Here is a 15,743-nt window from a genome sequence, read left to right on the forward strand (position 1 = left end):
CACCGGCTGTGTGGCTGTCGAGAACGACGGGACGATGGGAGTCGGCATGTCTGAGTCTTCGAACGATTACGCCTGCGCTGCTGGTGCTCAAGACTTCACCGCCACGGCGTATCGAAACAGCAAGGGGGAGCGCTGGGTCACGGTGGAGGGTACGTGCTCGTGCAACACCGAAGGCTTCGAACTGACCTTGGAACTCGCGCCCCCACCGATTGTTCCGGTTCCTGAAGAACTTCATCTCACCCTGGTGGAACACGCACCGGACGGACGTGTTCCGCAAGTCATCACGGCGACGCCGGTCAAGGAAGACTTCCGCATCGGCGACGAAGAGGAGCGCGTGGTGATCCGTAACAGGCACATCACCGTACCGATCAAGAAGGAATGAAATACCCAGGCCGGACAGTCCGCATGGTTGGCCATACTGGCCTTCATGAATACAGCGGATCATGCGGCGTCAGTCCACTTGCGGGCGTTCACCGAGGGCGACCTCGCGTTCCTCGATCGCCTCTGCACGGATCCCGATGCGCTTGGCGAGTTCGAGTGGCCCGGATTCGGTGACGCGCGGGCACGCCGCAAGCGATGGGAGGCCGACGGGTACATCTCCGCCGAGTCCGCGGCGGTCGCGATCGTGCGGCCCGACGACAAGGTCATCGGCATTGCCACCTGGAAGCCCCGCGGATTCCCATCAGGTGTCACCTACGAGATCGGCGTGGGGGTGCTACCCGAGCATCGTGGACAGGGCGTGGGTACGGTGGCCCAGAAGCTGCTGGTGGACTACCTGTTGGACCGCACGACCGCGAACCGAATCGAAGCCCTCACCAATGGTGGCAACCTCGGCGAGCAGAAGGCCCTCGAACGCCTGGGATTCCGTCGAGAAGGGGTCATGCGCGGTCGGTCCTTCCAGCACGGCGAGTACGTTGATGTGCTTGTCTACGGCCTGCTCCGCTCAGAGCACCGTCCCGGTAAGTGATCATCGCGGCCGGGTCCTGGTCCGGTCGGACACAGAGGAAGGACAGCACTGAATGAACTCCCGTTGGGGACTGGGCTATCACCCGGCCATGCTCGGGCTGCGGCTCGCGCTGGAGGTCACCGCGTTGGTGTGCTTCGGATACTGGGCCTGGCACGTCTCTGCGCATGGGCTGCGGTATGTCACGGTGGTGGGCATACCGGTGTTGGTCGCCGTGGTCTGGGGGGTGTTCGCGACACCCGGCGATGCTTCGCGCTCCGGAGACACCGTCGTGGCGACTGTCGGGCCGCTGCGGCTGCTGCTCGAACTCGCCGTCTTCTTCGGCGGCGCGGCAGCCGCGTATGTGGCGGGGGCTCAGACTCCCGCCCTGGTGCTCGCGATCGTTCTGGTGGCCTACCACGCCGTGTCCCTCGACCGGATCGGGTGGCTGTTGCGGAACTGACAGACCATCATGTCGGGCCTCAACGGGGATGGCCGGCCAGGAGCGGCCGGTGCATGGACCTGACCGTGCTCTCACGCCGACTCGCGCACCACGAGTTCCGGCTCGAAGACGACCGACGTCGCCTCGGTGTGTACGCCATGGATGTGCTCGTCGAGCAGACGGGCCATCCGAGCCGCCATCTCCTCTACCGGCTGGCGGACGGTGGTCAGTTGGGGCCGACAGGCGACGGCGACGCTGGAGTCGTCGAAGCCGACGACCGCCACGTCCTGAGGGACCCGGCGGCCACGTTCGCGCAGCACCTGGCACGCGCCCTGCGCCATGAGGTCGTTGGCCGCGAACACACCGTCCGTGTCGGGATGGCGCGCCAGCAGGTCGGACATGGCCGCGATGCCGCTGTCGAGAGTGAAGCCGCCCTCGGCTACGGGGACGTAGGGGCGGCCGTGCCGGGCGAGCGTGTCGCGGAAGCCGGCCAGGCGCTCCTGGCTCGCGGCGACATCTAAGGGGCCGCTGATCGTGGCGAGTTGGCGGCAGCCGCGCGCGAGCAGGTGCTCGGCGGCCATGCGTGCTCCGTCCCGGTGCGCCAGGTCGACATAGCTGAGCGGCACCGGACGTGAGGGGCGGGCGAAGAGCACCGCGGAGAGCCGGGCGTCGGCGAGAAGGGCGGGCAACGGGTCGTCGGCGTGGGTGGAGACCACGAGGGCGCCGTCGGCACGCCCCTGCCGCAGATACGTCAGCACTTCCTGGCGGGCCTCGGCCGACTCGGCGAACATCAGCACCGGATGCAGGGAGCGGGGGCGCAGATAGCCGACGACGCCTGCGACCACCCGTCCGAAGAAGGGGTCGGCGAACACACGGGCGGCGAAGGCGTGCTGGGCGGCGTCCGAGGTGTCTCCCGCGCCGGACACCACCAGGGCCACGGTCTCGGCCCGCCGCGTCACCAGGGAACGGGCGGCCCGGTTCGGGGCGTATCCCGTCCGTTCGATGGCACGGCGGACCAGGTCCTGTATCTGCGGATCGACGTTACGGGTGCCGTTGACGACCCGGGACACGGTGGCCCGGGAGACACCGGCCTCCCGGGCGACGTCCTCCAACGTCGGGGCCCGTCTGCGCATGCTGGCACCCTAACGGACCGGCCGATCAAGCAATAGAGCGCTCTCCGGCGACGGGTCGAGGGTCAGGCGTAGACGCCGAACTCGTACAGTGAATACCCCCAACCCGTGCCCCGCGCGGTGCCGTTGACCCGCACGTAGCGGCCCGCCCCGGTGACGTCGAAGTCGTCGATGCCGCCGTTGCCGTCGGACACGGTGTGCACGGTCCGCCAGTTCTGGCCGTCGTCGGAGGTCTGGATGGTGTACGCCTTCGCGTACGACGCCTCCCAGTACAGCTGGACGTGGCGGAACGTGGTGCGGGTGCCCAGGTCGACCTGAAGCCACTGGGGGTCGCTCCAGTCGCCGGCCCAGCGGGTGGCGGGGTTCGCGTCGACCGCGTTGGCGGCGGGGCAGGGGCAGTCGCCGTAACTCGCCTGGAACGACGAGGCGGTGGCCGGTCTGCCCTGGGCCAGGTTGGTGCCCGACGGCGCGGGTGGGACGACACGGATGGAGCGGGTCTCGACGCCAACGTTGCCGCGCCCGTCGGTCACCTTGACGTACATCTTCCACACCCCGGGGCGGTCGGGTGCGGTCACCTTCAGTCGGCCGCCGCCGAGATCGGTGAAGGGCAGCGAGGCCAGGTTCTTGCTCTGGTCGATGTACATGCTGTTGTCGAGGACCTCGTAGGAGACCGGGTCGCCGTCGGGGTCGGTGGCCTTCACCGACAGCACGAGGTCGTGTCCGGCCGCCACCTTGCCCGCATCGCCCTCCACGGCCAGGTCGGAGATGACGGGCGGGGTGTTGTCGTGCGTGGTGTCGCCGCCGTAGGCCCTCTTCACCGCGTAGTACGACAGGCGTTTCTGGCCGGCGGGCAGCAGGTTGAACCAGATGCCGCCGAAGTCGTACTCGGTGCCGTAGTGGAACATCGTGGCGCCGAGCGCGACGCCCTGGTGCCCCGTGACACAGCCCCAGGCGCGGGTGTAGCCGTCGGCCTTGGCCCGGTCGGAGGGTTCGAGCGGGACGCCGTTGGCGTCGTCGGGGACCTCCCACTCGCCGGCCGGTCCCGTCTCGGTGACGACGTAGGGCTTGGTGTAACCCCCCTGCTCCCAGGCGGGCTTGATGTCGCAGGCCGCGTTGTAGGAGTTCACGGCGTACAGGTCGAGATCCGGGGCGTTCTTCTTGTAGTACGGCCACGCCCCCACCCAGGCGTCGGTGGAGGTGACGGGGTGGTCGGGGTCGACGGCGTGGATCTTCTTGGTGATGTCGTTGACGAGGGTGGTGTAGGCGTCGCGCTGCCGCTCCAACTCATCGCCGCTGTAGCAGTTCTGAAGGCCGAGGACGGACTCGTTGCCGACGTCCCACATGAGCACGCCGGGGTTGTCCTTGTACGTCTGGACCCAGTGGGGGAACTCGTCGAGCATGTGGTTCTTGTACGCCGTATCGGTCACGTAGTTGACGCAGCCGCCGCTGCCGGGGCCGCCGCCGGGCTGGAGCCAGAAGCCGGCGACGACCTTGATGTCGTGGGCTGCCGCGGAGTCGAACAGGGCTTTGCTGGTGGCGTCGGTGCCCCAGGTGCGGATCGTGTTGACGCCCATGGAGTGCAGGTCCGGCATGTACTTCTCGGCGTCCGCGACGTTCGGGCCCCAGGTCAGGCCCTTGATCAGGTACGGCCGTCCGTCCACCGTCAGCTGCCAGGCGCCCTGGTTGCCGGTGACCTTGACGACGCTGCCTGCGGCGTGGGCCTGGGCGGCGGGCACTGCGAGGAGGAAGCCGGCGGCCAGGGCGCCGGCGGTGAGGGGTGCCGCGGCGCGGCGGGTTCTGGAGCGGGTGCGGGTGCGTGGGGTCATCGCTGGTGCTCCTCAGGGGAGTTGGTAGTGCTCGTCGAGTGCCGCGCCTGCCTCCGGGTGGGTCTGGTCGTAGCCGCGCGCGTCGCATTGCAGCCCGCCGACGACGCAGTGGTCGACCAGCGCTTTGAGCGTGGGCGAGTCCCAGGCGTTGAAGAAGTCGTAGTGGAAGGTGTGGCCCGCTCCGCTGGCCAGGCGCACCTTGGACATGTCGCCGTTGACCGGGAAGGCCATCTTGAACTCGATCATCGGCAGGGCGACCGGGTGGTCGGCCGGGCAGATGTTGTCGTTCGTGCCGGGCTTGACCACGGGGTAGGCCATGTGGCTCTTGTGGTCGGGGGTGTCGAGGTACGTGCCGTCCCAGCAACTGGGCGCCTGGAAGCGGATGTTGAGCTGGACGTCGGCGCGGTCGGGGCAGGTCGCCGGGAACTCGGTGTTGAAGAAGCTGTCTCCGCACTCCCAGCCCTCGACGAAACCGGGGTGGTGGCGGAACTCGTCGGGGCTCTGCATCGGGCTGCCGACGACGAACCGCAGGCCCTTGGGGAAGGGGCGCACGCTGGTGTAGTCGGTGATGCCCGCCTTGTAGTAGATCACCTGCGGCCCCACCGGGAGGATCTGCCGGTCGCCGTTGTAGAGGGTGGGCATCCAGTAGCCGGACCGGTCGCCCGGCGCCTTGCAGGTGGTGGTGCCGGTCTCCAGTGAGTGCGTGGTGCTGTAGGCGTCGGTCGTGGTGTTGCCCATGAAGGTGTGGTCGTGGGAGGTGCCGGGCTGCTGCGGGTAGACGATGGGGTCGTCGGGCCGGGTGTGGGTGACCGAGCAGTTGGCCTGGAACTCGTGGAAGTAGCGGTGGGGCGGGTTCTGCGTGGACGGTGTCACGCCGGTGACCGGCGGGTTCACGGGAATGTAGCCGTCGCCGTCCGGGTCCTCAGGTGAGGTGGCGACGGACGCGGCCATCGCGTGCCCGGAGTGGGTGGCCGCGAACGCCTGGGCGGCCGAACTGTGCGGTGCGGGCGGGCCGGAGCTGACGGCGACGCCGCCCAGTCCGAGCGAGGTCAGCAGGAGCGCGCCGGTGATCAGCGTGGCTGACAGGCCTTTCGATCTCCGTGACATGGAGACCTCCTCCTGTGCTGTGGGGGTCTGGAAGCTGTGGGGGTCTGGAACAGATGCCGGGCGCCATGGCGCGGCTCGGCGTCAGGGAGCGCCGGATCGCATACGGGAGAGCGCTCTCCCGCCGAGGAGTGTTGAGGGCATGTCATCAAGGTGTCAAGGGATCCGGCAGAAGCGGACCCGGAAAGATTTCAACTTCCGAAGACTTGCCGAGAGTTGTGACTCATCAGTTAAATCAAGACGTGAACTAAGCGTCGGGGTGCAGCCCTTGGCGTGCTGATCCGCCTGCACGTCGGCGGCTCCCCGTGTTCCCTTCCCCACCACACCCGCAGGGACCTCCATGAGACTCAGATCCATGGGCGTCGTGCTCGCCGCCATGGCAGCGCTGCTCGCCCTCCCCGCCGCCCACTCGGCCGGCGCGGCCGAACTCCCGCTCTCCCAAGGCAAGACGGCGACGTCCTCCTCCGACGAGAACGCAGGCACCCTGGCAGCCGCCGCCGTCGACGGCAACACCGCCACCCGCTGGTCGTCGGCCGCCACCGACACCCAGTGGCTCCAGGTCGACCTGGGCGCCACCGCCACGCTCTCGAAGGTCGTCCTCACCTGGGAGGCGGCCTACGGCAAGGACTACAAGATCCAGGCCTCCGCCGACGGCAGCACCTGGACCGACCTGACCTCCGTCACCGGCGGCGACGGCGGCACCGACACCCTCGACGTCTCCGGACAGGGCCGCTACGTCAGGATGTACGGCGTCCACCGGGCCACCCCATGGGGCTACTCGCTCTGGGAGTTCCAGGTCTTCGGCACCAACGGCACCGACACGTCATCCTGCGACGCGGCGAACGCCGCGAAGGGCAGGTCCGCCTCGGCCTCCTCCACGGAGAACGCCGGCACCCCCGCCTCCGCCGCCTTCGACGGCGACACCGGCACCCGCTGGTCCAGCCAGGCCTCCGACCCGCAGTGGGTGCGGGTCGACCTCGGCTCGGTCAAGGACCTGTGCAAGATCGACCTGACCTGGGAGGCCGCCTACGCCAAGGAGTTCCAGATCCAGGCCTCCTCCGACGGCCAGAACTGGAGCACCCTCAAGAGCGTCACCGGCGCGAACGGCGGCACGGCCTCCTACGACGTCACCGGCTCCGGCCGCTACGTCCGTATCAACGGCACCGTCCGCGCCACGGGTTACGGCTACTCCCTGTGGGAAGTCGCCGTCCACACCACAACCGGCGGCGTTCCCCCGGTCCAGGGCGGCGGCGACCTCGGGCCGAACGTCATCGTCGTGGACCCCAACACCCCGGGCCTCCAGCAGAAGTTCGACGCCGTCTTCGCCCAGCAGGAGTCCAGCCAGTTCGGCTCCGGTCGCTACCAGTTCCTGCTCAAGCCCGGGACCTACAACGGCATCAACGCCCAACTCGGCTTCTACACCTCGATCTCGGGACTCGGCCTCAACCCCGACGACACCCAGATCAACGGTGACATCACCGTCGACGCCGGCTGGTTCAACGGCAACGCCACCCAGAACTTCTGGCGCTCGGCGGAGAACCTCGCCATCACACCGTCCAACGGCACCGACCGCTGGGCCGTCGCCCAGGCCGCGCCCTTCCGCCGTATCCATGTCAAGGGCGGCCTCAACCTGGCCCCGAACGGCTACGGTTGGGCCTCCGGAGGCTACATCGCCGACTCGAAGATCGACGGCACCGTGGGCCCCTACTCCCAGCAGCAGTGGTACACCCGCGACAGCTCCGTCGGCGGCTGGACCAACGGCGTGTGGAACATGACCTTCACCGGAGTGCAGGGCGCCCCGGCGACCAACTTCGACTCAGGCCCGTACACCACCCTCGACACCACACCCGTCTCCCGCGAGAAGCCCTTCCTCTACCTCGACGGCAGCACCTACAAGGTGTTCGTGCCCGCCAAGCGCACCAACGCACGCGGCGTGTCCTGGCCGGCGAACGCCGGCACCTCCCTTCCGCTCGACCAGTTCTACGTCGTCAAGCCCGGCGCCACCGCCGCCACCATCAACCAGGCACTCGCCCAGGGCCTCAACCTCCTGTTCACGCCCGGCGTTTACCACCTCGACCAGACCCTCGACGTCACCCGCGCCGACACCGTCGTGCTCGGACTGGGACTGGCCACGCTCGTGCCGGACAACGGCATCGACGCCATGCACGTGGCCGACGTCGACGGTGTGCGCCTCGCCGGCTTCCTCATCGACGCGGGCCCCGTCAACTCCGACACCCTCCTCCAGATCGGCCAGCCCGGCGCCGGCGCCGACCACTCCGCCGACCCGACCACCGTCCAGGACGTGTTCGTCCGCATCGGCGGAGCCGGACCCGGCCTCGCCACCAACTCCGTCGTCGTCAACAGCGACGACGTGGTCATCGACCACACCTGGCTGTGGCGCGCCGACCACGGCACCGGCGTCGGCTGGGACACCAACCGCGCCGACTACGGCCTGCGCGTCAACGGCGACGACGTCCTGGCCACGGGCCTGTTCGTGGAGCACTTCAACAAGTACGACGTCCTGTGGAACGGCGAACGCGGCCGCACGATCTTCTTCCAGAACGAGAAGGCCTACGACGCCCCGAACGCCGCCGCCATCACCCATGACGGCATCGTCGGCTACGCCGCCTACAAGGTCGCCGACACCGTGACCCAGCACGAGGCGTGGGGACTCGGCAGCTACTGCAACTACACCTCCGACCCGACCATCGTCCAGACACACGGCTTCCAGGTCCCGGTCACCGCCGGGGTGAAGCTGCACGACGTGCTGGTGATCTCCCTCGGCGGCAAGGGCCAGTACGCCCACGTCGTCAACAATACCGGCGCACCGACCTCGGGGACGGACACCGTGCCGTCGAAGCTGACGTCGTTCCCGTGACCGGCGCAACGGGCGACGCCTCGCGCCCCTGACCGTCCGCCGGGACCCGGACCCGGGACCCACGAGCCGTGGGTCCCGGCGGACGCTCCACGGTGAAGTGGGGACAGTCGGCGGGCCTCAGCGTGGACGGTCGCGGAAAGCCTGGGCCGCCCAGGCCACGACGGCGAACCAGCACAGCAGGACCGCGGCGGGCGTCGGAGCGAGAACCCGGGGATCGCTTTCCACACTCATCAGGTCGACGGCACTGCCGGACAGGTAGAAGGTGACGGCGGCGAGTATCACCGTCATGGTCACGTCCGCCGCCCATGCGCCCGCCTTGGCGAACCGACGTCTGCGGGCCCAACGGAGTGCGACAGCTCCAGAGTTGGGTGGGCGTGCGGTCGATCGGCCCGATGAAGCGGCGGGGCCCGCGACGGCGCGGAGGCGGTGTAGGCGGCCGGTCGGGCCCCGGTGCCTCCTGGCCTTGCGGTCACCAGTCCGTGCACCCCGAGCAGCGCACGACCTCACCAACTGCCGTGGCGCTCGGCTGTATACGGGTGGTGGTGATGGTTGCGCTGCCATGCCTCAGGAGGTCACCGGCTGGTGCGCGCAACGAATGCCGTACGTCCTTCCCCCGGGTTGTCGCCGAGCCGCGCACGGACCCGTGCGATCCGGCAGCGGATTGCCAGGTCCGAGAGGCTCTCGATGAAATAGCGGTCGGCCAGGACGGAGCCCGGCGGATGGACCTCCCGCGCGCTCATCCACTCCATCAGCACTCCGGCGGCGGCCCGGGCCTGCCACGTCTGATCCATCGGAGCGCGTGTTTGACGACCGTCGGTTGCCCTGGTCCACATCTGGTCGCTGCTGTCGCACACGTCCCTGCGCAGGGCCGCTAGGTCCTCAAGGGTGATCCGCGCCAGCTTGTCGACCCGTTCTTCGGGCGATGTCCTCTCCTGGCGGGCCATCTGAGAGGCATGGCAAGGGGCCGCGTAGTCCCATACCGCGAGGCAGTCCTCATCGACCTCGCAGTCGAGGTGCAGGGCCGCTGCCAGGTCGGCCATGAACACCCGGTCCCACTCGGGCAGTTCCCGCATCTCCAGACCGACCAGCACCCCCAGCAGCCGCGCGTCCACCTCATCGCGCGTCGCCTGGGCGAGGTCAGGCAGACGACGGAGGTTGCTGCGCATCTGGCACATGGCCCTGCCGTTCTCGGCCAATGAGATCGTGGCTTTGGCCTCGGCCTCCTCGTATGCGCTGTCCATCTCGGCAGCCCAGTCCGGCGGAACCTGTGCCTGAACCTGCCCCACGTGCTCCTCGCGCCGCAGACGGCGTTGGAAATAGGCGCGCGCCAGGGCGGTCTTGAGCGCGATCTCCGGGACTCCGGCTCCGGAGAAGAAGGCGAGCAGGGCCACATCGTCGTAGGAGCGTCCGGGGCCCGCATGCCGCGCCAGAGCGCAGACCAGTTCGCCCGTGCCCTCCGGATAGACCGCTTCGCTCCCTCCATGACCTGTGCGGCGCACAATAGGGCGCGGGATCAGTCCGTGACGGCGCCAGCGTTCCAGTTGGCCGGCGCTGACCGGGAAACCGGACTGCGCTGCCAGGGCCATGAGCGCGCGGTCAGCTCGGCTCGGTGCAGTTCTTGGCATGAGGTGACGCTAGCCAGAAGACGCATACGTTCCGGTGCCGGAGCTGCGGGGGTCGGCACTGTCGTCAGGTACGGCCTTTGCGCGCAATGAGCGCGACTGTGGCTCGGGCTGGGGTTGTCCGGCAGTTCCGAAGTCTCGGGAAGAGCCCGGGATCTTCTGGGGTACTGGCGGGGGCTTTCGTTCGCTGGGCTACGCTGCGCTGCATGACTACCGGGACGGCATTGCGCCACACACGGATTGGCGACCCGGCGCTCCTCTGAGTGCCGTACGGGCCGGTGCCGGCCCGCTGTTGGATCGAGGGTCTGGCGCCGCTGCGCGGGCCCCGCCTCCTGTCGTGATGATCACAGCACGACACGTCAACCACGACAGGAGAACTCATGCCCACCAAGACGCTGCACATTGCCACCGCGGACGGCCAGGCCGACGCTTTCGCCGCCTTCCCCGACGACGGAGTGCGGCACCCCGGGGTCCTGATGTACGCGGACGGCTTCGGCATCCGGCCCGTGCTGCGGGAGATGGCCCGCGAACTGGCCCGGCACGGGTACTACGTGCTGGTCCCCAACTACTTCTACCGGCACGGCCCCGCACCCGTGATCGACCTTCCCGAGCACATCGGAGACGAGGTCCGGCCCGCGGTCTTCGCCCAGCTGATGCCCTTGATCGAGGCGCACATGGCCGACCAACGCGTCCTGAGCGACGCGGACGCCTACCTCAGGTTCCTCACCGCACAGCCCGAGGTCGGCGCCGGTCCGGTCGCGGTGACCGGCTACTGCATCGGCGGCCTCCTGGCGATGCGCACGGCCGCGGCCCACCCCGGCCAGGTGGCCGCTGTCGCCGGATTCCACTGCCCCGTGGTGGCAGACGGGCCCGACGGCCTGCACGGCCTCCTCTCCAAGATCACCGCCGACGTCCATCTCGGCCACGCCGAGGGCGACTTGACGCCCGGGGCTCTCGGCGAGCTCAACCAGGCCCTGCATGCCGCGGGGGTCGGCCACACCTCCGAGATCTACCCCGGCACCGTTCACGGCTTCACCATGTCCGATACCGACGCCTTCGATCCCGCCGCGCTCCAGCGCCACTGGGACCGTCTGCTGCCCCTCCTCGACCGCACCCTGGCCAACGGCTGAAGCTCTGGCTCGGAGACCTCACCCCGCCTTCAACACCTCCGCGCCGGGGACGGGCCCGCCGACCCCCGGAACGCTGCGGCAGCACACCGGGCATGCTTCGCGTCGGACTTCCGCGAAGACCCGTTGGCGGCCCACGGCGATCACCGGAGAGGCATCATCACGGCGTACAACCCACCCCGCCGGCGTACGTCGAGCTGCTGATGAACCAGGTGGGGCCTAAGGTGTAGGTCGAGTGGGCGGCCACGCACTGGAAGCTCTGGCTGGCGCCCAGGGCCCATGTCTCGATCAGGTGGTTGTAGTTGCCACAGTTGATCCACTGAGCCCAGCCGTCGATGTTGTCGTTGTAGCCGCATACCGCGGCGGGGGCTGCGGCGGTCTGGTCCGCGGCCTGTGCCTGGCTCGTGAGTGTCAGGGGGCCGACGATCGCGAGCCCCAGTGCCGCCGCAGTGAGCGATATTTTCCTGAACATCGTTTTCCCTCCATGTGTCAATCAACCGTGTCGGGTCCGCTTATGGAGCCGGTCCGGTGAGCAACGTACTTTTCACGGCAGAGTGGCCGCCATGTATTCGAAGTGCGTCGAACTGTGTTTCAGCGCGGGAGGACGGGGATGTGCCGGGATGCCGCCCACGGCCGGCTCCGGCAGAGGGCTCTCAGCCGCCGATGAGTTTGGGTGCGCGGGACGGTCCAAGTCGGCACACCTGGCAAACAGGTCGGCACACCTGGCAAAGGGGAGAACCCGATGGGTAGGACGCGCGTGAATTCGATGACTCACATCGCCCGTCGCATGTACGAGCTCGTGGAGCCGATCTGCCTGGTCACCTACCTCGCGGACGAGTGCAATGAGGAAATGGCCGCGCTCGGCCATCGCACCTACTGGGACGGCTATTTCGCCAGCCGCGCGGCGCCGCTGGGGCGGGTGTCGGCCGAGGTCGTGCACGCCGCCTTCTACAACTTCGCCGAGGGGGAAGCCGCACGGCACATCCCCAGCGCCTGGGAGACGATCCCGCCCGAGGCGTCCCTCGCCGCACGGGAGCGGGGCAGCGTGGCCTCTCTACGGCGGATCCTCGGTGATGAGCTGGCCGATTCCCCGGGGTTGGCGCGCGCCGCCGACCTGCTCACCAAGGCCGCGACGAGCGCGCCCATGGAAGGCAGGGTGATGTACGCCGGGATGCGCACCCTTGTGGTGCCGAGCGAACCCGTCGCCCGGCTGTGGCACTGTGCGACGATGCTGCGCGAGCACCGCGGTGACGGGCACATCGCCGCTCTCGTCGGGGCACGCATCGGCGGCACGCAGGCCCATGTGCTGTCGGCGCTGGACATGGGCATCCACCCCCCGGAGTCGTTCGGACGCATCCATCACCTGCCGAAGGAGCGCCTGGCCGCGGTCATGGACTGTATGCGCGAACGCGGACTCATCGACGCCGACGGCCACTTCACCGAAGCGGGTCGCGAGACCAAACAACGCATCGAAGCCCTGACCGACGAACTGGCCGCCCCGCCCTACGAGGCTCTGACCCCCGCCGAACTCGACGAACTGACCACCGAGCTCGAACCCATCGCCGTGAGGCTGGTGGCGACAGGCTCGCAGTGACACGCCGGAACGGCCAAGCTCTGCCACGGGTACGCCAGTCATCGTCGCCTCGATGGTCGTGATGACCGTAGGGCTACACACCGTCAAACCTTTGCGTCCAGAGCATCGGAGTTTGCGGAAGCGGGTCGGTCGGACGGCATCGCTGGTCCGTCGCAGCCGGCACGCAGCGCGCAGAGGCAGAGATGTGCGCGGGCCGGACCTGTTCAGGTCCGCTCCGCTCGGCGGCGTAGAGCCGCCCTGTCCTCCGGATCGCGCTGCTTGTTCGGCCTTTGACCGCCGTTCGGCGGCACCGCTTCCGATTTGCCGTCGCTACCGGGGTTCGTCGGTACGGGCCCGGCTGCGGGTCGGGGCGTGACGCTCGGACGGCTCCCCTCTTGCGTCATTGCCACCCAGACGACACTCCATTGTCGAGCAATTACGAATCTGACGCGCAATCTTGCGTTCACTTGTCGGTGGTGGTTGAGTGTGGCCCGCCCCACAACGCACCCGTACCGAAGGTGGGGCCTCCTCCACGTCATGCCCGAAGGGGACCCACCCATGAGAGTTGCCCGGTTCCGTCGTACGCGCCGCGCCAGCGCGGTCGCTCTCGTCTCCGCTCTGACACTGACCGCCCTGGCCGCCTGCGGCACCAGCAGCAGTGACAACGGGGACAACTCCGAGGGGAGCGGATCGAGCGACCCGTCCGCCCCGCTGGACCCCAAGACGAAGGTGACCCTCACCATCGACTGCATGCCCCCGACGGCGAAGGCGGCCGAGCTCAAGGAGTGGAAGGAGGACGTCGCCGAGTTCAACAAGACGTACCCGAACGTCACGATCGAGGGACGTTCCACTCCTGGCCAGTGCCTGGAACCGGCGCGGTTCACGGCCATGCTCAAGGCCAAGTCGCAACCGGACGTCTTCTACACCTACTTCACCGACCTGGACCAGGTCCTCTCCGAGGGCGGCGCCGCCGACATCAGCGCGTACGTCAACGACAAGACGGTGCCGCTGCTCAAGGACATCGACCCGAACGTGCTGGGGCAGCTCAAGCAGGACGGCAAGCTCTACGGCCTGCCCACGAGCAACTACACGATGGGCCTGCTGATCAACCGCAAGCTCTTCAAGCAGGCCGGCCTCGACCCCGACAACCCCCCGCGCAGCTGGGACGAGGTCCGCGCCGCGGCCAAGAAGATCGCCGGCCTCGGCGACGGCATCGCCGGCTTCGGCGAGTACAGCGCCGGCAACACCGGTGGCTGGCACTTCACCGCGCAGACGTACAGCCGCGGCGGCGAGATCGTCGACGCCGGCGGCAAGAAGGCCGCCTTCAACAACGACATCGGCAAGCAGGTCGCCGAGAACCTCCACGCCATGCGCTGGGAGGACGACAGCATGGGCAAGACCCAGCTGCTGAAGTGGGGAGACCTTCAGAAGCAGATCGCCACCGACAAGCTCGGCATGTTCCTCGCCGCGCCCGACGACATCGCGTACATGGTCCAGCAACTGGGCGCCCAGTACGAGAACTTCGGCATGGGGCCGATCCCCGGAGGACAGAGCACCCTCGCCGGCGGCAACAACTACATGATCAAGAAGGGCATCTCCGGCGACAAGATCAAGGCCGCGATCGCCTGGCTCAACTTCAAGAACCTCACCGTCGGCAAGGGCCAGTTCAACTGGGAGCGCACCAAGGCCGACAAGCTTCCCGTCGGTGTCCCGCAGCCCAACTTCTGGCTGAACGAGTCCAAGACCAAGGACGACGCGGCCCGCCAGGCCAACGCCACCATGCCGGTCGCCAACTTCAAGACGTTCATGGACAACCCGGTCCCGGGCAAGGCCGAGCCGCCGAAGGCCCAGGAGATCTACAAGGTCCTCGACAACGTGATGTCCGGGATCCTCACCAACAAGAACGCCGACATCGACAAGCTCCTGTCCACCGCCGAGTCGCAGGTCAACCAGGTCCTGGCCAACCAGTGACCGGCCGGGGCGGGACGGCCCGTCCGCGGCGGCCCCGCCCGGCAGCAGCAACGGCAGCAGATACGGCCGCAGCAACGGCAGCAGATACGGCGGCAGCAACGGCCGCAGCGACGGCACCAGATGCGGCCGCAGACACGGCAGTTGAGTACCGAGGAGCGACGATGTCGGCCCCGAGCCTGACCCCGAGCAAGGCGGGACCTCCCCGCCCTCCCGAGCCGCGCACCGCGGGCCCGTCGGCCCCCGGCGGTTCCTTCGCCAGAAGCCTCAGACGCAACCTGACGGCCCACGGCTTCCTCATCGGAGCCGTCCTCTGTTTCCTGGTGTTCTCCTGGTACCCGATGATCCGGGAGTTCTTCCTCGCCTTCCAGAAGACCGAGAGCGGACAGACGACCTGGGTCGGCTTCGACAACCTCGTCACCGTCTTCAACGACCCGGCCTTCTGGCAGGCCTGGCGCAACACGCTGCTGTTCACCGTCCTGGCGCTGGTCCTCGGCTTCGCCGTGCCGTTCGTCGTCGCGGTGGTCATCAATGAGTTCCGGCATGGCCAGGGCTATCTGCGGCTGCTCGTCTACCTGCCCGTGATGCTGCCTCCCGTCGCCTCGGTCCTGCTCTTCAAGTACCTGTACGACCCCGGATACGGGCTCCTCAACGAGCTGTTCGGCTTCCTGCACCTGCCCGAACAGCAGTGGCTCCAGGACCCCGACCTGTCCATGCTGTCCGTCGTCATCGCCGCGACCTGGATGAACATGGGCGGCGCCACCCTGATCTACCTCGCCGCACTCCAGGGAGTGCCCGGCGAACTGTACGAGGCGGCGGAACTCGACGGCGCGGGCCTGTTCCGCAAGATCTGGCACGTGACCATCCCGCAGACCCGCCTCATCCTGTCGCTGATGCTGCTCATGCAGATCATCGCGACGATGCAGGTCTTCGTCGAACCCTTCCTCCTGACCGGCGGCGCCGGCCCCGAGGGGTCCACGACCACCGTCGTCTACCTCATCTACCAGTACGCCTTCAACTTCAACAACTACGGTGCCGCGGCGGCGCTCGGTCTGATGCTCCTCGTACTGCTCGCCGGATTCTCGGCGCTGTACGTCAAGCTCAGCCGCGCCGAGGACAAGTAGGCCAGG

14 protein-coding genes are annotated in these 15,743 nt (G+C 68.3%); 8 read left to right on the forward strand and 6 right to left on the reverse strand.

Annotation, left to right across the window (positions count from 1 at the left end):
* The first annotated feature begins 46 nt into the window (after window positions 1–46).
* Genes OG866_RS42820 through OG866_RS42830 form a run of 3 tightly spaced genes read left to right on the forward strand, consistent with a single transcriptional unit; the run spans window position 47 to window position 1,406 of the window.
* A complete protein-coding gene (locus tag OG866_RS42820) occupies window positions 47–382 on the forward strand; it encodes a hypothetical protein (RefSeq protein ID WP_329343285.1) in 336 nt (111 codons plus the stop codon).
* Between the two features lie 45 nt (window positions 383–427).
* Window positions 428–967 (forward strand): GNAT family N-acetyltransferase, encoded by a 540-nt coding sequence (locus OG866_RS42825; RefSeq protein ID WP_329343287.1) that lies wholly within the window; start codon window positions 428–430, stop codon window positions 965–967.
* A 52-nt stretch (window positions 968–1,019) separates the two neighbouring features.
* Complete coding sequence (locus tag OG866_RS42830) at window positions 1,020–1,406, forward strand: YrdB family protein (protein WP_329343289.1); 387 nt, start codon at window positions 1,020–1,022, stop codon at window positions 1,404–1,406.
* A 71-nt stretch (window positions 1,407–1,477) separates the two neighbouring features.
* Here the strand turns inward: OG866_RS42830 and OG866_RS42835 are convergent, their stop codons facing one another.
* The 3 genes from OG866_RS42835 to OG866_RS42845 form a co-directional block, all read right to left on the reverse strand.
* Entirely contained in the window at window positions 1,478–2,518 is a 1,041-nt protein-coding gene (locus OG866_RS42835; RefSeq protein WP_329343290.1) for a LacI family DNA-binding transcriptional regulator, read from the reverse strand.
* 62 nt (window positions 2,519–2,580) lie between these two features.
* Window positions 2,581–4,341, reverse strand: coding sequence for a discoidin domain-containing protein (locus tag OG866_RS42840; protein ID WP_329343292.1), 1,761 nt, complete (start codon window positions 4,339–4,341; stop codon window positions 2,581–2,583).
* 12 nt (window positions 4,342–4,353) lie between these two features.
* On the reverse strand, window positions 4,354–5,448 hold the full coding sequence (locus OG866_RS42845; RefSeq protein WP_329343294.1) for a DUF1996 domain-containing protein: 1,095 nt from the start codon (window positions 5,446–5,448) through the stop codon (window positions 4,354–4,356).
* Between the two features lie 337 nt (window positions 5,449–5,785).
* On the opposite strand from OG866_RS42845, the gene OG866_RS42850 reads away from it, so the two are divergent.
* Window positions 5,786–8,323, forward strand: coding sequence for a discoidin domain-containing protein (locus OG866_RS42850; RefSeq protein WP_329343296.1), 2,538 nt, complete (start codon window positions 5,786–5,788; stop codon window positions 8,321–8,323).
* Between the two features lie 117 nt (window positions 8,324–8,440).
* Here OG866_RS42850 and OG866_RS42855 read toward each other — a convergent pair whose 3' ends face one another.
* Window positions 8,441–8,611 carry a hypothetical protein gene (locus OG866_RS42855; RefSeq protein WP_329343297.1) on the reverse strand — a complete coding sequence of 57 codons (171 nt, stop codon included), beginning with the start codon at window positions 8,609–8,611 and terminating at the stop codon, window positions 8,441–8,443.
* A gap of 284 nt (window positions 8,612–8,895) precedes the next feature.
* Window positions 8,896–9,909: a hypothetical protein gene (locus tag OG866_RS42860; RefSeq protein WP_329343298.1), complete on the reverse strand. Its 1,014-nt coding sequence runs from the start codon at window positions 9,907–9,909 to the stop codon at window positions 8,896–8,898.
* A gap of 416 nt (window positions 9,910–10,325) precedes the next feature.
* On the opposite strand from OG866_RS42860, the gene OG866_RS42865 reads away from it, so the two are divergent.
* Entirely contained in the window at window positions 10,326–11,075 is a 750-nt protein-coding gene (locus OG866_RS42865; protein WP_329343300.1) for a dienelactone hydrolase family protein, read from the forward strand.
* A gap of 157 nt (window positions 11,076–11,232) precedes the next feature.
* Here the strand turns inward: OG866_RS42865 and OG866_RS42870 are convergent, their stop codons facing one another.
* The gene (locus tag OG866_RS42870; protein WP_329343302.1) at window positions 11,233–11,544 is read right to left on the reverse strand and encodes a hypothetical protein; all 312 of its coding nucleotides are present in this window, start codon (window positions 11,542–11,544) and stop codon (window positions 11,233–11,235) included.
* A gap of 315 nt (window positions 11,545–11,859) precedes the next feature.
* Between OG866_RS42870 and OG866_RS42875 the strand changes: the two genes are divergently transcribed.
* The 3 genes from OG866_RS42875 (at window position 11,860) to OG866_RS42885 (ending at window position 15,737) form a co-directional block, all read left to right on the forward strand.
* On the forward strand, window positions 11,860–12,666 hold the full coding sequence (locus OG866_RS42875; RefSeq protein ID WP_329343304.1) for an SCO6745 family protein: 807 nt from the start codon (window positions 11,860–11,862) through the stop codon (window positions 12,664–12,666).
* 537 nt (window positions 12,667–13,203) lie between these two features.
* Entirely contained in the window at window positions 13,204–14,616 is a 1,413-nt protein-coding gene (locus OG866_RS42880; RefSeq protein WP_329343306.1) for an ABC transporter substrate-binding protein, read from the forward strand.
* A gap of 161 nt (window positions 14,617–14,777) precedes the next feature.
* The gene (locus tag OG866_RS42885) at window positions 14,778–15,737 is read left to right on the forward strand and encodes a carbohydrate ABC transporter permease (protein WP_329343307.1); all 960 of its coding nucleotides are present in this window, start codon (window positions 14,778–14,780) and stop codon (window positions 15,735–15,737) included.
* Window positions 15,738–15,743 lie beyond the last annotated feature (6 nt).

This window comes from Streptomyces sp. NBC_00663 (assembly GCF_036226885.1).
GTDB lineage: Bacteria > Actinomycetota > Actinomycetes > Streptomycetales > Streptomycetaceae > Streptomyces.

Bases quoted from the DNA above. Each gene is read 5' to 3' on its own strand.
- OG866_RS42820 (WP_329343285.1), top strand. From the start codon at position 47: ATGTCTGAGTCTTCGAACGATTACGCCTGCGCTGCTGGTGCTCAAGAC.
- OG866_RS42825 (WP_329343287.1), top strand. From the start codon at position 428: ATGAATACAGCGGATCATGCGGCGTCAGTCCACTTGCGGGCGTTCACC.
- OG866_RS42830 (WP_329343289.1), top strand. From the start codon at position 1,020: ATGAACTCCCGTTGGGGACTGGGCTATCACCCGGCCATGCTCGGGCTG.
- OG866_RS42835 (WP_329343290.1), bottom strand. From the start codon at position 2,518: ATGCGCAGACGGGCCCCGACGTTGGAGGACGTCGCCCGGGAGGCCGGT.
- OG866_RS42840 (WP_329343292.1), bottom strand. From the start codon at position 4,341: ATGACCCCACGCACCCGCACCCGCTCCAGAACCCGCCGCGCCGCGGCA.
- OG866_RS42845 (WP_329343294.1), bottom strand. From the start codon at position 5,448: ATGTCACGGAGATCGAAAGGCCTGTCAGCCACGCTGATCACCGGCGCG.
- OG866_RS42850 (WP_329343296.1), top strand. From the start codon at position 5,786: ATGAGACTCAGATCCATGGGCGTCGTGCTCGCCGCCATGGCAGCGCTG.
- OG866_RS42855 (WP_329343297.1), bottom strand. From the start codon at position 8,611: ATGACGGTGATACTCGCCGCCGTCACCTTCTACCTGTCCGGCAGTGCC.
- OG866_RS42860 (WP_329343298.1), bottom strand. From the start codon at position 9,909: ATGGCCCTGGCAGCGCAGTCCGGTTTCCCGGTCAGCGCCGGCCAACTG.
- OG866_RS42865 (WP_329343300.1), top strand. From the start codon at position 10,326: ATGCCCACCAAGACGCTGCACATTGCCACCGCGGACGGCCAGGCCGAC.
- OG866_RS42870 (WP_329343302.1), bottom strand. From the start codon at position 11,544: ATGTTCAGGAAAATATCGCTCACTGCGGCGGCACTGGGGCTCGCGATC.
- OG866_RS42875 (WP_329343304.1), top strand. From the start codon at position 11,860: ATGTACGAGCTCGTGGAGCCGATCTGCCTGGTCACCTACCTCGCGGAC.
- OG866_RS42880 (WP_329343306.1), top strand. From the start codon at position 13,204: ATGAGAGTTGCCCGGTTCCGTCGTACGCGCCGCGCCAGCGCGGTCGCT.
- OG866_RS42885 (WP_329343307.1), top strand. From the start codon at position 14,778: ATGTCGGCCCCGAGCCTGACCCCGAGCAAGGCGGGACCTCCCCGCCCT.